The organism is Microvirga sp. 2TAF3, from assembly GCF_052114965.1.
In the GTDB taxonomy this organism is placed as follows: domain Bacteria; phylum Pseudomonadota; class Alphaproteobacteria; order Rhizobiales; family Beijerinckiaceae; genus Microvirga.
In genome coordinates this window covers 64,137-78,869 of the sequence record NZ_JBFRFT010000018.1, presented here as the reverse complement: position 1 = coordinate 78,869, position 14,733 = coordinate 64,137, and the positions used below count along the sequence as shown (strand labels likewise).

Below are 14,733 nucleotides of genomic sequence, written 5' to 3'. Positions count from 1 at the left end.
GGGGGCAATTCCAATGGGCAAGGTCACAGGCTTTCTCGAATACGACCGGCAGGAGCAGAAATATCAGCTCGCCGGCGAGCGCGTCCGTCACTTCCGCGAGTTCACGCTGCCGCTCGACGACAGCGATCTGAAGAAGCAGGCCGCGCGCTGCATGGATTGCGGCATTCCGTTCTGCCACGGGCCGACGGGCTGCCCGGTGCACAATCAGATTCCGGACTGGAACGATCTGGTCTGGCAGGGCGATTGGGAAGAGGCGGCGCGCAACCTGCATTCCACCAACAACTTCCCCGAATTCACGGGCCGCATCTGCCCCGCTCCGTGCGAGGAGGCATGCACGCTCAATCTCGAAAACCAGCCGGTCGCCATCAAGACCATCGAGCAGGCCATCGCCGACAAGGCCTGGGAGATGGGCTGGATCAAGCCGGAACCGGCGGATGTTTCCACCGGCAAGCGCGTCGCCATCATCGGATCGGGACCGGCGGGTCTTGCCGCCGCGCAGCAGCTCGCCCGCGCGGGCCACGAGGTGCATGTGTTCGAGCGCGAGGCGAAGCCCGGCGGTTTGCTGCGCTACGGCATTCCCGATTTCAAGATGGAGAAGTACCACATCGACCGCCGCGTGAAGCAGATGGAGGCCGAAGGCGTGGTTTTCCATTGCGGCGTCAATGTCGGCGTGAACAAGACCTTCGCGTCGCTCCACAACGAATTCGAGGCCGTGCTGTTCGCAGGCGGCGCGGAAGACCCCCGCAATCCGCAATTGCCGGGACAGGATCTGGCGGGCGTGCATTACGCCATGCCCTACCTGACCCAGTCGAACAAGCGCGTGAACAGCGAGGACGTGACCGACGAGCCGATCCTCGCCAACGGCAAGCATGTGGTGGTGATCGGCGGCGGCGACACGGCGTCCGACTGCGTCGGCACCGCCTTCCGCCAGGGCGCCCTGTCCGTGACGCAGCTCGACATCCGGCCGAAGCCGCCCGAACGTGAGGACAAGCTGACCGTATGGCCCTATTGGCCCACGAAAATGCGCACCTCCTCCAGCCAGGCGGAAGGCGCGGAGCGTGAGTTCCAGGCCGCGACCCTGGGAATCGAAGGCAAGAAGGGCAAGGTCGTCGGCGTGCAATGCGCCCGCGTCGACGAGAAGCGCCAGCCCATTCCGGGCTCGGAGTTCATGCTCAAGGCCGATCTCGTCTTCCTCGCCATCGGCTTTGCCGGCACGGTGAAGGAAGGCTTGCTCGAACAATCCGGCGTCGAACTCGACCGGCGCGGCAACGTGGTTGCCAGCGACCGGGACTACCGGACCTCGAGCGACAAGGTCTTCGCGGCAGGCGACATGCGTCGCGGCCAGTCCCTCGTTGTGTGGGCGATCCGCGAGGGCCGGCAGGCGGCATGCGCCATCGACGAGTATCTTACGGGATCGAGCGACCTTCCGCGCTGATGGCCGGATGGCGCTCCCGGATCGGGCTCTAAGAAGGTGGCCAGCGGAAATCGTCCGCCCGCCCTGGCCGCGAGTTCGGCGCGATACCGTTTCGCAGGGCGCGCTGCACCGGATAGACTTGGTCGCCGGTCAGCTTCGGCTTGGTGGAGATGAGTGTCCCGCCCGGCGTCACCTCCGGCCGGCTCAAGGGCAGAACCGGCCCGATCAGCGGTTTCGAAGGAAGAGAAACCGGGGCCGCCGCCTCCGGCGGCGCCGGCAGGAAGGCTTCGATGGATGAGGAGGCCGGCGTAGCATTCGGGGAACCCTCGATGGGATGGGGCGGAGCCGCGTTTGCTACCCCACCCTGTCCATTGGCGATGATCCGCTTGATCTCGGCATCGGCGAAATGGGCGACCTTGCGGGCACCCGCCTTGGTGAAAAGCACCCCGTCATTGGCCCGGAGCTTGGCCGGCTGGCCATCCACATCGGGACCGGTCGCCGTATAGCGGTTGTCCTCGTCCACGAAGCCGGGCCAGATATCCACATAGGTTCCGCCGTTCCGCTCGACGCTCTCCCGATAGATCTCGTTCATGGCGAGCAAGTCTTCGGACACCGCATCGTTCTTCATCGGCGGCAGGCCGATCCAGACCACGGGAATTCCACGATCCTTGAAGATGCGCAAGAGAGCGTCGATCCGCTGGCGATAGGCCTCACGCCACTCGTTGGAGAGGGGGTCATGTTCGCCGCTCTGGTCCTTGAGGGGCACCCGGTCCTTGGCGCCGATCATCACCACGGCAAGGGTGATCTTCTGACCGCCGTCGAGAACCTCCTTGATGAATTTCGGCCATTCGTCCGGATCGGACCGCATGAGCCCGCCCTCATCCCGGGTCTTGCGGACGACGGCAACATCCTCGGAATCAGAATAGAGGCCCGCGATCCCTTCTTCCGCGTAACCGGCGAGCGCATCGCCGAACACCACGACCTGCGTCGTGGCATTGGGCTTGGGCCGCTCCTGATGCACGACGGGAACGGGCGCGGGGGCCGGCCGGCGCGGCCGGACGACTGGTTTGTAGACGGGCGGCGGCTCGTCCGGCACGCCGAAGAGTCGCCGGAGGCTGAAGCCCGGCTGAGGCGCGGGCTGGACAAGCTTTCCAGGATAATAGCCCGGAGGATAAGCTCGCATATCCCTTCGCCCAGGCGGCGGCTCCTGCGGGTAGCCGTAAGGCGAATATTGCGGATATCCGGGTTGTGCCGACGCGTGAAAGCCACCGGCCGCAAGGAGCGGCAGAGTTATCAGCAGCAGACGAAGCATAGGCACCAGACGCATCGGCGGTTCCATTCCGTTACGGACCCAACCTTTATAGTGCTATGCCGGGTCTCCGTCAGCGGGCTGCGCGCAATTCGCGTAAGACGGCCACATCGGCATAGCCGTCCGGAATCAAGCCGCGTTTGAGCTGGAAGTTCCTGACCGCTTCCCGGGTCTTGGAGCCGAGCTTACCGTCCGTCTCGCCTTCGTAGAAGCCCAGCCCTGCGAGATGCTTCTGCAATTCCTCGCGCTGATCCTTATCGAGCATAGGCCGATCCTTGGGCCATGTGCCCTGAATCGGCATGCCGCCTATCACCCGGTCGCCGAGATAGGCGACGCCCATCGCATAGGCATCCGAGGAATTATAGGACTTGATGACGTCGTAATTATCCGTGACCAGGAAGCTCGGTCCGCTCGCGCCGCCCGGCAGGAACAGGGTAGCCTCGCCCGATCGCGGCATGGGCTTGCCGTCCGCACGGCGCAGGCCCAGCGCCGTCCAGCTTGCGAAACCCTGCCGCAGATTCCGGAAATCGAATCCCTTGGGCAGCTTTACCTCGAAGCCCCAGGGAAGCCCCGGCTCCCAGCCCTGCCGGCGCAGGTAATTGGCGGTGGAGGCCAGCGCATCCGGCACGGAAGTCCAGATGTCGCGAATGCCGTCCCGGTTGCCGTCGACGGCATATTTCATGAAGCTCGAGGGCATGAACTGCGTCTGCCCCATGGCGCCGGCCCAGGAGCCGAGCATTTTCGTTCGGTCGATATGATCGTTTTCCAGGATCTGAAGGGCCGTAAGCAGCTCCTCCTTGAAGAAATCGCCGCGGTAGCGCGTATAGGCCAGTGTCGCGAGCGCGCGGACCACGTAAATCGAGCCGGTGAAGCTGCCGAAATTCGTCTCCATGCCCCAGACGCCGAGCACGACGGAGCGCGGAACCCCGTAGGTACGCTCGACCATGTCGAGGGTCTTGGACCATTCGGCGGCCACCTGCTGGCCGCGCTGGAGACGCTGCGCCGAGACGGATCCTTCGATGTAATCCCAGATCGGGCGGACGAATTCCGACTGCTTCCTGGTCAGGGCGACGATCTTGGGATCGGGCTCGACCCCACGGAAAGCCTCGTTGAAGGTTGCCCGCGAGACACCCCGCGCCCTGGCCTGGGGCCACAGGCTCTCGATGAAGCCCTGGAATCCGGCCTGCGACTGCGCCTGAGCGGGCGGGATGATGGATCCAATGATGGTCTCATGGCCGATGGAGACACTCAGACCAAGGATGAGAGCGCCGCAGAGAAGACGGCGCGCCAGTCGTATCGGCTGCTGCATAAAGGGTCGCTCACGGTCAGGACAGGCTCTCGATCCTGCCATGCGACATTAGGAAAGTTAACAACCGGTTGATAGGGGCCGCCTATGCGGCTTTCCGCTCCGCCAGGATCTTCTCCCAGCGCAGAGCCTGAGCGACGATTTCCTCCAGATTGTCATATCGCGGCTGCCAGCCGAGGTTGCGGATCCTGTCGACCTTGGCCACGAGCCGCGCCGGATCGCCGCCCCGGCGAGGGCTGAGGCGGACCTGGAAATCGACGCCCGAGACCTTTTTCACCACCTCGATCACCTCGAGAACGGAAGCTCCGTGGCCGTAGCCGCAATTCATGACCGCGCAATCGCCCCCGTTGCGCAGATGCTCCAGGGCAACGAGATGGGCACGGGCGACATCGTTGACCTGCACATAATCGCGCACGCAGGTACCGTCCGGCGTATCGTAATCGGTGCCGAAGACTTCGAGATAGGGGCGCTGGCCCAGGGCCGCCTGGGCGGCGACCTTGAGGAGATGGGTCGCTTGCGGAGTGGACTGACCGGAGCGCCCTTTCGGATCAGCCCCCGCGACGTTGAAGTAACGCAGAACCGCATAGCGCAGGCCGTGGGCCCAGTGCACATCCTCCAGCATCCACTCGGTCGTCACCTTGGTGCGGCCATAGGGATTAATCGGCGCGACCGGCAGTTCCTCCGCCAGCGGGCTGATATCTGTATTGCCGTAGACCGTGGCCGTGGAGGAAAAGATGAAATTCTTTACCCCCTTCCTGACGGCGGTTTCGATCAGGGTCCGGGATTTGGCGACGTTGTTGAGGTAATAGGCGAGCGGATCGGCCACCGATTCCGGCACGATGATCTTGGCGGCGAAATGCAGGATGCTGTCGATCTCGTGCTCGTCGATCAGGCGTGAGACCAGTTCCTGATCGCCGACATCGCCGACGGCAAGGATCGCTTCCGGAGGGACCGACCAGCGATATCCTGTCGACAAATCATCCAGAATGACGACTTTCTCACCCGCATCGGCGAGTTCGAGAACCATGTGACTGCCGATATAACCGGCTCCGCCGGTCACCAAAACCGCCATCACCTATCCTCCATGAAGGCGCCTCTTGTAACAGCTTAACCAAAACGCTTCACCTGCAATTCAGGTCCACCCTCCCAGAAGGAGGGCCGCCGGAATGCAACAAGACCCGCATTCCGGCGTTAGGGATGGAGTCGGACCTTGACAGTTCCGCTCTCCCATCCTCTCCGTTAAACTGTCATCTGTCTCCACTATGGCTCTTTCCATGAAGCGAATCCGTAAAGCCGTTCTGCCCGTCGCCGGTCTCGGCACCCGTTTCCTGCCGGCCACCAAGGCCGTGCCCAAGGAAATGCTCTGCGTCGTGGATCGCCCCGTCGTGCAGCATGTGGTGGACGAGGCACGCGCCGCCGGCATCGAGCATTTCATTTTCGTCACAGGCCGCAACAAGGCGGTGATCGAAGATCATTTCGACATCGCCTACGAGCTGAACAGCACCCTCGAAAGCCGCGGCAAGACCAAGGAACTGGAAGCCCTGGCGAAGGACCAGCCCAAGGCCGGGCAGACGAGCTTTACCCGCCAGCAGGAGCCGCTGGGCCTCGGTCACGCGGTCTGGTGCGCCCGGGAACTCGTGGGCGACGAGCCCTTCGCCGTCATCCTCCCCGACATGCTGAGCCGCGGCTCCATGGAGCAGATGATCTCGGCCTACGACAAGCATGGCGGCAACATCATCGCCGTCGAGGAAGTGCCGCACGACCAGACCCACCAATACGGCATCGTCTCGGTAGGCCAGGAATTCGGCCAGACCTTCGAGATCACCGGCATGGTGGAAAAGCCGCCGAAGGGCACCGCCCCCTCGAACTATATCATTTCCGGCCGATACATCCTGCAGCCCGAAATCTTCGATCTCCTCTCCACCCAGGAGCGCGGGGCGGGCAACGAGATCCAGCTGACCGATTCCATGATCCGCCTGATGAAGGACCAGAAATTCTTCGGCATGAAGTATCTGGGCAAGACCTACGATACCGGCTCGAAGATCGGCTTCCTCATGGCGAATGTGGCCTATGCCCTGGAGCGCGAGGAGCTGGGATCCGACTTCCGCAAGGAGTTGGAGGCGCTGCTGCGCCAGAAGTGAGCGGATTCAGGGGATTTTGCCAAGTCGCCGCCCCATGCTAGAGGGGCGGCTATGGCACTCGCACAAACGCTCACCCCATCGCCCGACCAAGCCGTTTCCTCGGCGCTCCGGACCCTCGCGACGGAGCGGGACGGACTGACCATCCTGATGGAGGCCATCGGCAACGGCCTCGGCACGGTCTTCTCGGCAGCGGTGGACAGGATCGCCACCGCCCAGGGCCGGATCATCGTCACGGGCATGGGAAAATCGGGCCATGTGGCCCGCAAGATTGCCGCAACCCTGGCCTCGACGGGTACGCCAGCCCACTATGTCCACCCGGCGGAAGCGAGCCACGGCGATCTCGGCATGGTGAAGCCGGAGGACGTGATCATCGCCCTGTCCTGGTCGGGGGAGACCGCCGAGCTTGCCGATTTCATCGGCTATGCCAAGCGCTTCCGGGTGCCGCTGATCGCGCTCACTTCCAATGCGGATTCGACTCTCGGCCATGCGGCCGATCTCTGCCTTGCCCTGCCGAAAGCCAAGGAGGCCTGTCCGAACGGGCTTGCGCCCACGACCTCCACCACCATGCAACTCGCCCTGGGCGACGCGCTTGCCGTCGCGCTCCTCGAAAAGCGTGGCTTCACGGCCGAACATTTCCGGGTCTTCCACCCGGGCGGCAAGCTCGGTGCCCGCCTCAAGCTCGTCCGCGACGTGATGCACAAGAACGAGCGTCTGCCCATCGTCGGCATCGAGGCGCGCATGGACGAGGCGATCGAGGAAATCGGCCGAAAGGGATTCGGTTCGGTGATCGTGGTGAATCCGGATGGGACGCTTGCCGGCATCGTCACGGATGGCGACCTGCGGCGCAACCTCAGGCCGGATCTCGGCACTCTGCCCGTGATGGCGGTCATGACCCGCACGCCGCGCGTCATCGCGCCGGACGACCTCCTGGCCTCTGCCCTGGAGATTCAGGAAACCTCCAAGATCACGGCGCTGATCGTGGTCGAGAACCAGCGCCCCGTCGGCCTCGTACATTATCTGGACCTGCTACGCGCCGGAGCCGCTTAGACCATTTTCAGGCGAAGTGGCCCCGGCTCGCCGTCGAAAATGCATTCTAGCAAAAGAAAAGAGCCGATCCCACGCAAGTGGAAAACGACGCTAGGGATCGTCTACGACCAGGGTCGATCCTTCGACCCGTACGACGCGAACCTTGGCGCCGGCGAAGCGATCGGCGCCGATGACGCGCCACGAGCTGTCATCGACCTTGATCCGCCCTTCCCCACTCTTGATGCCCTCTTCGAGCGTGAAAACACGTCCGACGAGAGATTGTCCCCGCTGGTTGAGGAAGCCAGCCTGCGCATCGGACTGTGCGCCTGAGCGGGTCACGACCCGTCCCAAGACGACGGCAATGGCGGAGTTCACGGCGAAGATGAGGAAGGCGGCCTGCCAGCTCAGAGCGAACGCTGCGTCCAACAAGCCAGTCACGATGGCGGCGAGACCGAGCCAAAGGAGAAAGACGCCGGGAGCCACCATTTCAAGGCCGATGAGAACAAGGCCGAGAACGATCCACGCCCAGGCGCCCAGGCTTGTGAATACCGTCGCAATCATGCCCGATCCGATCGGCCGGACACGCTCGGCACGCTGCGCGGGCCTTGCAAGCCTGCCCCACCCTCGCCGAACACGGACTTGGTCAGTTCCGCAATGCCGCCCAGCGTCCCGGCAAGCCCGGCGGCTTCGATCGGGACGATGACCACTTTCTGGTTGGGAGCCGTGGCCAGGGCACGAATAGCGTCGATATACTTTTCGGCAACGAGGAAATTCGCGGCCGCCAAGTCGCCGCGCGTGATGGCGTCGCTCACCATGGACGTCGCCTTGGCCTCCGCCTCTGCCTGGCGTTCCCGAGCCTCCGCATCGCGGAAGGCCGCTTCCTTTCGTCCTTCAGCCGACAGGATCTGAGATTGCTTCTCGCCTTCCGCCCGAAGAATCTCCGCCTGGCGCAAGCCTTCCGCCTCAAGCACGGCGGCGCGTTTTTCGCGTTCGGCCTTCATCTGGCGGGCCATGGCCCCCGCAAGGTCGGCGGGCGGGAGAATGTCCTTGATCTCGACGCGCGTGACTTTGGCGCCCCATGGCGAGGCGGCGGCATCGACGACCCGCAGAAGGCGCTCGTTGATTTCGTCGCGGTGGGACAGCAATTGATCGAGATCCATGGAACCGACGACTGTCCGGATGTTGGTCATGGTCAGGACGAGAAGGGCCTGATTGAGATTCGAAACCTCATAGGAGGCACGGGCAGCATCGAGGATTTGATAGAATGCGGCGGCATCGATGGTGACGCCGGCATTGTCTCGCGTGAACGCCTCCTGGCTCGGAACGTCGAGCACCTGCTCCATGACGTTCACTTTCTTTCCGATCTGCTCGATATACGGCAGGATCAGGCCAAGGCCCGGGCCGAGCGTCCGCGAATAGCGTCCGAAACGTTCGACCGTATAGGAATAGCCCTGCGGGACCGTCCTGACCCCCATCGCGATCGTAACGATGACGACGAGAACGAGCGCGATCACGAAAGTATCGAAACCGAGTGAAAACGGCATGGGGCCTCCGGACAGCAAGACATTGCCTTCCGACGGAGTCGGAACGCACGCTCTAGATGTCGAGCCCGGAGTTTCCGCTTTGCCATGAGGCGGATGACCCGCATGCCGTTTGAAACGGCTCCCTGGAGCATCGTGCGCAAAAGTGGCCCCGGTTTTGCGGCCACACGATGCTCTCATTAGGGAGAAAGCCTCGGACCTAAAAGTGGAAGCCACTTTTTGGTCCGAGGCTCTAGGGCGGTCAGGCGGCCTTCACGCCCGAGAGGAAGTCGGCGACTTCGCGGCCGAGATCCTCGGAGTGACGGGCGAGTTCCTGTGCCGCGCCGAGAACCTGCGCCGCAGCCGCTCCGGTCTCGCCGGCCCCGGTCCGCACATCGGCGATGCTGCCCGTGACCTGTTCCGTGCCGCGCGCAGCCTCCTGCACGTTGCGCGAAATCTCCCGCGTAGCAGCTCCCTGTTCCTCGATGGCGGCTGCGATGCCGGTCGAGATCTGAGACATCTCGGCAATGGTTTGCGCGATCTCCTGAATGGCGGCCACCACATCCTGTGTGGCCTGCTGCACGCTGGCGATCTGGGTTCCGATCTCATCCGTGGCCTTGGCGGTCTGGCTCGCCAATTCCTTCACCTCGCTCGCCACCACGGCAAAGCCGCGCCCTGCTTCACCCGCACGCGCCGCCTCGATGGTGGCGTTAAGCGCCAGAAGATTGGTCTGGCCGGCGATGTTGTTGATCAGCGCGATCACATTGCCGATCTTCTCCGCAGTCTCGGCGAGAGCCTGGACGGTGGTATTGGTCCGCTTGGCCCCGTCGACGGCCTGGGTGGCGATCTGCGAGGACAGGGTGACCTGAGAGGCGATCTCCTGGATCGAGATCGACATCTCCTCGGTCGCGGCCGCCACCGTCTGAACGTTCGACGAGGTCTGCTCGGCCGCCGAGGCGACGCTCACGGATTGCTGGTTGGTCTGGTTGGCGATCGTCGTCATCCCCTGAGCGGTCGCTTCCATTTCGGTCGCCGCGCTCGACAATCCTTGCGTCAGGGCGGAAACATTCGCTTCGAAGTGCTTGGTCAACTCGTCCAGCCTCTGGGCCCGACTCATCTTCGCGTCCGCTTCCAGAGCCGCGGCTTCGTCCACCTCTTTCTTGGCGATCAGCGCGTCCTTGAAGATCTGCACGCCGTCGGCGATCGTGCCAAGCTCGGTCTTCTCACCGCGGAAGGGGATCTCGGCGGTCAAGTCACCTTGCGCCAAGAGACCCATGGGCTTCGTCACCGATGCGATGCCCCTTGAAATCGAACGGATGAGGAGGAAGGCCAGAACAACGGCCAGGATCGCACCGATGGCAAGGACGCCGATCGTCAGCTTCTGGGTCGAGTCATAGACGGCAGACGCCGTCATGCGAGCAGCCTCAGCGCTGTCGTGGTTCCATTTCGTCAACCCGGTCAGCACATCGCTAATCTGCTGCGCGACAGGGCGCGCTTTGGCGTTGTTGGACTCGCGCGCCTTTACGGTTTCGCCATTACGGGAGTAATCGAGAACGGTTTGGGCTTGCTTCTGATAGATATTCCAGAGCCCCAGGAATTGATCGAAAAACCTTCGATCCTCTTCCTCAATGACCGTTGCATCGTAAGCTTTCGCCGATGCGTCGATTTTCTCGATCCGCCGCGCGAATTCTTCTTCGAGCTGCTGCGCTTCATCCGCATCTGCGAGCATGTGCCTCAGGAGAATGGTCCGGAATTCCAACACATCGGCGTTGAGCGCCCCAATTCTTTGGGCGGCGACCAGCCAGTTATCCGCGATCTCGGTCGTTTGCGTATTGATCTGTTGCAGGCCTCTAAGCCCGAGAAAACCGAGACCGACGAGAAGCAGGACCAGGAAGGAGAACGCACCGATGAGCCGGGCGCGAATGGAGAGAGACCGAAGGAAGGACATATCAACTTAGGGCCTGCCACATCGCCGTGGAGGCTCGCGCCGCTCTGACGCGAAAGAATCAGGCTTTTTAGTGATGCCCATGAAGAATGAATAATTTCTTGCCGAGAAAGTGCAATATTATTCGAAATTCCTCAACGTCATCTTCATCATAAAACAATAAAACCCAAGATAACCCTGACAGCGAGACCCGAGGCGATAGTCAAAAAGCGACGACGCATCGGGTCTCGCCGGGCAGACGAACTGAAGCGAATCCCCTGGCGCATTGTGCGGAAAAGAGGATCCGCTTTTGCGCGCGAGATGATGCCCTCTTGAAGGAAGAGCATCGAACCCAAAAGTGAGATCCACCTTTGGATTCGATGCTCTAGATCCAGCCCTGGAGCTCTCGCTCGGCGATATGGCGGATCACCCGCATCCCGTCCTCGCTGTCGTTGAGGCAGGGCAGATAGGCGAATTGCTCACCGCCGTGATGCATGAAGATTTCGCGGTTCTCGACGTCCAGCTCCTCCAGGGTCTCCAGGCAATCGGCGGAGAAGCCGGGAGCGACGATGGCCAAGCGTTTGACGCCGCTTTCCGCCAGCGCCTGCACCGTCTTGTCCGTATAGGGCTGAAGCCATTCCGCCTTGCCGAAGCGGGACTGGAAGCTCATGCGGAACTTGTCCGCCGGCCAGCCGAACGCCTCGCGCATCAGGCGCCAGGTCTTCACGCAATGGCAGTGATAGGGATCGCCTTTCAGGAGATATTCCTTCGGGACCCCGTGAAACGAAACGAGGATGACCTCCGGCTCGAAGGGAAGCTTCGCCAGATCCCGCTTCATCGAGGACACCACCGCATCGATATAGACCGGATCGTCGTGATAGGGGGGCGAGACGCGTATCGTCGGCTGCCAGCGCATGTCCATCAGCGCGCGAAAGGCATGGTCGCAGGCGGTTGCCGAAGTCGCGGCGGAATATTGCGGATAGAGCGGCACGAGGAGAATGCGGTCGCAGCCCTGGTCGAGCAGCTTCTGGATGCGCTCGCGGATTTCCGGCTTGCCGTAGCGCATGGCCCAATCGACCGTGATTCTGTCGCCTGCGATACCTTTCAAATGACGGGCGAGGTCCTCCGCCTGCGCGCGAGTGATGGTCTTGAGCGGGCCCTCGTCACGCTCGTTGTTCCAGATGCTCGCATAGTCGCGGCCCTTGGGGCCGGGACGCTTGCTGAGGATGATGAGGTTGAGGATCGGCCACCACAACAGGCGCGGCGTTTCGATGACGCGCCGGTCCGAGAGAAATTCCTTCAGGTATCGGCGCATCGGCCAATAGCTGGTTCCCTCGGGCGTGCCGAGATTGAGAAGAAGCACACCAATCCGTCCCGCCGTGATCGTCGGGTGGTCCACCGGGCAGACGCCCTGGTGCAGATCGGTCGGCCTGACACGTTCGTTCATCGAGAAGCCCCTTGGCGAGCCCCGCTGTCAGGGCCGCGCTCTTTGATGTTGTTCTAAATAGGGTTTTCCGGCGTATCCGCCAACCGCATGGTGTGTCGCGCCGGGCGGGCCTACAGGCGTATTCCCCAGGATGATTCGGAAAGGAAAATTCCAGGCTCTCAGGCCGCCGGATCCAAGAAACCGGTCGACTTGAGGACCGCATCGATGGAGACGATCAATCCCGTCCGTTCGAAATCCATCTCGACCTTGGCGTCCAGCTGGGTCGTGAGGACACGGTGCAGCAGGCGCGACCCGAAGCCCTGCCGCTTGGGAGGCTTCACCGGCGGCCCGCCCTGCTCGGTCCATGCGAGCTTCAGCCGCATACCTTCAGGCCCGATCTCGGACATCCACCGGACGGCGACCCGGCCTGCCGCCACGGAAAGCGCGCCATATTTGGCGGCATTCGTCGTCAGTTCGTGAATGGCCATGCCGATCGGGACAGCGGCCTCCGACGGCAGCTCGACGGCCGGCCCTTCGATGGTGATGCGCTCGCCGGTATCGTCATTGTAGGGGCTGAGCTCCTTCTCCAGAATCTCGCGCAAGGATGCAGTCTGCCACACTGCTTCGGTCAGGAGGGAGTGAGTATTGGCAAGCGAGATGATGCGGCCGACAAAGGCTCCGTAGAAATCGTCGATGTTCGAGGTGGAGCGGGCGGTCGCGCCGACCACGGCCTGAACGGTGGCAAGCGTGTTCTTCACCCGGTGATGCAGCTCTCGGATCAGCAGGGATTGCTGCGCCTGAGCCTGCTTGCGCTCCTCGATCTCATACTGAGCCGCCTGATAGAGATTGCCGTTCTCGAGGGCGATGGCGGCCTGCCCCGCAAGACCCGACATGAGCCGCTCCGTGCGGGCAGTGAAGATGCCGGGCCGCTCATGGCCGAACAGAAGCGCCCCCTGGATATTGCCCGTTCTCGACACCACCGGGACCGCAAGATAACTCCGCACCGGCAGATGTCCCTTGGGCGCGCCGTTGAAGGGGGAGTTCTGGCCGCATCGCGGATCGGTCGTGATGTCGTCCGACCGGACGGCCTGGCCTGAGACGAAGGTTGGAGAGAAGAGCGGCGTATGCCGCAGGGCCGTCAAATCGCCGAATGCCTCGCGGGATGCCCCGGAAAGAGCATAGACCATCGAGTACTGCTTCTTGCCCTCCTCGCTCCCGTCCGTACCGAGCGCAGCTTTGTAGAGGAACGCACCGACCTGTGCGCCTGCCAGTTCGACGCCGGCATCGATCACGCTCTGAACAATCCGGTTGATGTCGAATTCGGCGGCAAGGGCGCTCCCTGTCCGGTTCAGCACTTCGAGCGCGGCCGTTTCCTTCCGTAGCTCGCCTGTGCGCAGGACCACCTTTTTCTCGAGCAGAGCCGCATTGGCGGCATGCTCCTGGAATTGATATGCCGCCAGCATCATGAGTGCGAGAAGCGCGATCAGCGCGATCAGCGCAAAGGAGCCGTAAATCTTGGTCTGGGCGATCCAGGGATCCCAATAGGCATCTTCGGGCATGCTGACGCGGATATAGAGCGGAAAATCACCGACCTGATGATAGGCGCCGATCCTCCGCTCGCCCTGACGGACATCTGTGTAGAGGCCAGATTCCCGGTTTGAAGCCAGAGCCCGATCCAAGGCGTTCTTGTCTGCGGGAATAAACGATATACTGTCCTGCGGCACCGGTTGCTGCACGATGACTTTCGCATCTGCGGCACGCAACAGACTCACGCGGCTTCGCTTGGGCAGCTGAAGTCTTTCCCAGTAATCGTTGAAATAAGATGGGGAGACGGTGACGGAAACGATGCCGCGGAAGGCTCCAGTCGGGTATTGCAGACGCCGGCTGACGAGGAAAGTCGGCGCATTGGTGATACGTCCGACGATCGGCGTGCCGACGAAAAGCCCTTGATCCGATTTGACCTGAGCATCGAAGGCATCCCGGCCGTTGACATTGCCTTCCGGCGTCGGAAAGCGAAACGAGGTCAGGCGCAGCTTTCCGCTTGCGTCGTTCAGCCAGATATCTTCGACATAGGGCAGAGCCTGCTTGATGGCACGAAGCTGGTCCCACAACTGCCGTGACGGTTCAATGGTGTACCAGCTCTCGTCCTCGATCAGGGCCGCCGTCTGCCTCAGGGTCAAATCCGTGACCTCCAGAAGGCGTGCGGCGTGATCCGCCAGGAAGAAGGCATTGTTCTTGAGATCGCTCTCATTGCGCTGGATCAGGCGGCTGCGCTGCTCCCAGGCAATGAAGCCGAAGGTGAGGCAAATGAAGACAATTCCGAGCAGCCCCATGATCAGGGCGACCCGCCCGCGCACGAGAGACCGGCGCCTCCTGTCCTGATATCTTTTCGAGGCCGGCCCTCGTGAGCCGATGGGTATGGATGACGGCAAATTCACTTCAATCGATGAGAGACAACAACTCAGAAGTCAGGACCATGATGGCACTGCCAGCATCTCAGGAAGAAGTTTTATATGGGGAGATGCCCCAAGGTAAAGAAAGACCCTCGCCGCAGTCGCCTCGCCCTTCTGTCATAACCACGTCCCAATAAAGCCAGCCTCCATGCAGAACTCCGCAGGACAGGTTCCGTTGCCCTGCAGAGGCACTCAAGTACGGACAAGAGGAACG

Annotated in this window: 11 protein-coding genes; 3 read left to right on the top strand and 8 right to left on the bottom strand. The window is 62.4% G+C overall.

Annotation, left to right across the window (positions count from 1 at the left end; genetic code table 11):
* Positions 1-13 precede the first annotated feature (13 nt).
* Complete coding sequence (locus AB4Y97_RS16660; protein WP_442000163.1) at positions 14-1,435, top strand: glutamate synthase subunit beta; 1,422 nt, start codon at positions 14-16, stop codon at positions 1,433-1,435.
* A gap of 28 nt (positions 1,436-1,463) precedes the next feature.
* On the opposite strand, the gene AB4Y97_RS16655 is transcribed toward AB4Y97_RS16660, so the two are convergent.
* The 3 genes from AB4Y97_RS16655 to galE all read right to left on the bottom strand — a co-directional run bounded on the left by AB4Y97_RS16655 (position 1,464) and on the right by galE (position 5,101).
* Positions 1,464-2,597 carry an SGNH/GDSL hydrolase family protein gene (locus AB4Y97_RS16655; protein ID WP_442000162.1) on the bottom strand — a complete coding sequence of 378 codons (1,134 nt, stop codon included), beginning with the start codon at positions 2,595-2,597 and terminating at the stop codon, positions 1,464-1,466.
* 199 nt (positions 2,598-2,796) lie between these two features.
* Positions 2,797-4,032 carry a lytic murein transglycosylase gene (locus AB4Y97_RS16650; RefSeq protein WP_442000161.1) on the bottom strand — a complete coding sequence of 412 codons (1,236 nt, stop codon included), beginning with the start codon at positions 4,030-4,032 and terminating at the stop codon, positions 2,797-2,799.
* 82 nt (positions 4,033-4,114) lie between these two features.
* Positions 4,115-5,101 (bottom strand): UDP-glucose 4-epimerase GalE, encoded by a 987-nt coding sequence (gene galE, locus AB4Y97_RS16645; protein WP_442000160.1) that lies wholly within the window; start codon positions 5,099-5,101, stop codon positions 4,115-4,117.
* 202 nt (positions 5,102-5,303) lie between these two features.
* On the opposite strand from galE, the gene galU reads away from it, so the two are divergent.
* The gene (galU, locus tag AB4Y97_RS16640) at positions 5,304-6,170 is read left to right on the top strand and encodes a UTP--glucose-1-phosphate uridylyltransferase GalU (RefSeq protein ID WP_442000159.1); all 867 of its coding nucleotides are present in this window, start codon (positions 5,304-5,306) and stop codon (positions 6,168-6,170) included.
* 51 nt (positions 6,171-6,221) lie between these two features.
* Positions 6,222-7,217 (top strand): KpsF/GutQ family sugar-phosphate isomerase, encoded by a 996-nt coding sequence (locus AB4Y97_RS16635; protein ID WP_442000158.1) that lies wholly within the window; start codon positions 6,222-6,224, stop codon positions 7,215-7,217.
* A gap of 90 nt (positions 7,218-7,307) precedes the next feature.
* Here the strand turns inward: AB4Y97_RS16635 and AB4Y97_RS16630 are convergent, their stop codons facing one another.
* The 5 genes from AB4Y97_RS16630 to AB4Y97_RS16610 all read right to left on the bottom strand — a co-directional run bounded on the left by AB4Y97_RS16630 (position 7,308) and on the right by AB4Y97_RS16610 (position 14,423).
* Positions 7,308-7,757: an NfeD family protein gene (locus tag AB4Y97_RS16630; RefSeq protein WP_442000157.1), complete on the bottom strand. Its 450-nt coding sequence runs from the start codon at positions 7,755-7,757 to the stop codon at positions 7,308-7,310.
* The gene (locus tag AB4Y97_RS16625; RefSeq protein ID WP_442000156.1) at positions 7,754-8,740 is read right to left on the bottom strand and encodes an SPFH domain-containing protein; all 987 of its coding nucleotides are present in this window, start codon (positions 8,738-8,740) and stop codon (positions 7,754-7,756) included. Before AB4Y97_RS16625 ends, AB4Y97_RS16630 begins: the two co-directional genes overlap by 4 nt.
* A 238-nt stretch (positions 8,741-8,978) precedes the next feature.
* A complete protein-coding gene (locus AB4Y97_RS16620; protein ID WP_442000155.1) occupies positions 8,979-10,664 on the bottom strand; it encodes a methyl-accepting chemotaxis protein in 1,686 nt (561 codons plus the stop codon).
* 361 nt (positions 10,665-11,025) lie between these two features.
* Positions 11,026-12,087 (bottom strand): ferrochelatase, encoded by a 1,062-nt coding sequence (gene hemH, locus AB4Y97_RS16615; protein ID WP_442000154.1) that lies wholly within the window; start codon positions 12,085-12,087, stop codon positions 11,026-11,028.
* Positions 12,088-12,245: 158 nt separating this feature from the next.
* Positions 12,246-14,423 carry an HWE histidine kinase domain-containing protein gene (locus tag AB4Y97_RS16610; RefSeq protein WP_442000153.1) on the bottom strand — a complete coding sequence of 726 codons (2,178 nt, stop codon included), beginning with the start codon at positions 14,421-14,423 and terminating at the stop codon, positions 12,246-12,248.
* Between the last annotated feature and the right edge of the window lie 310 nt (positions 14,424-14,733).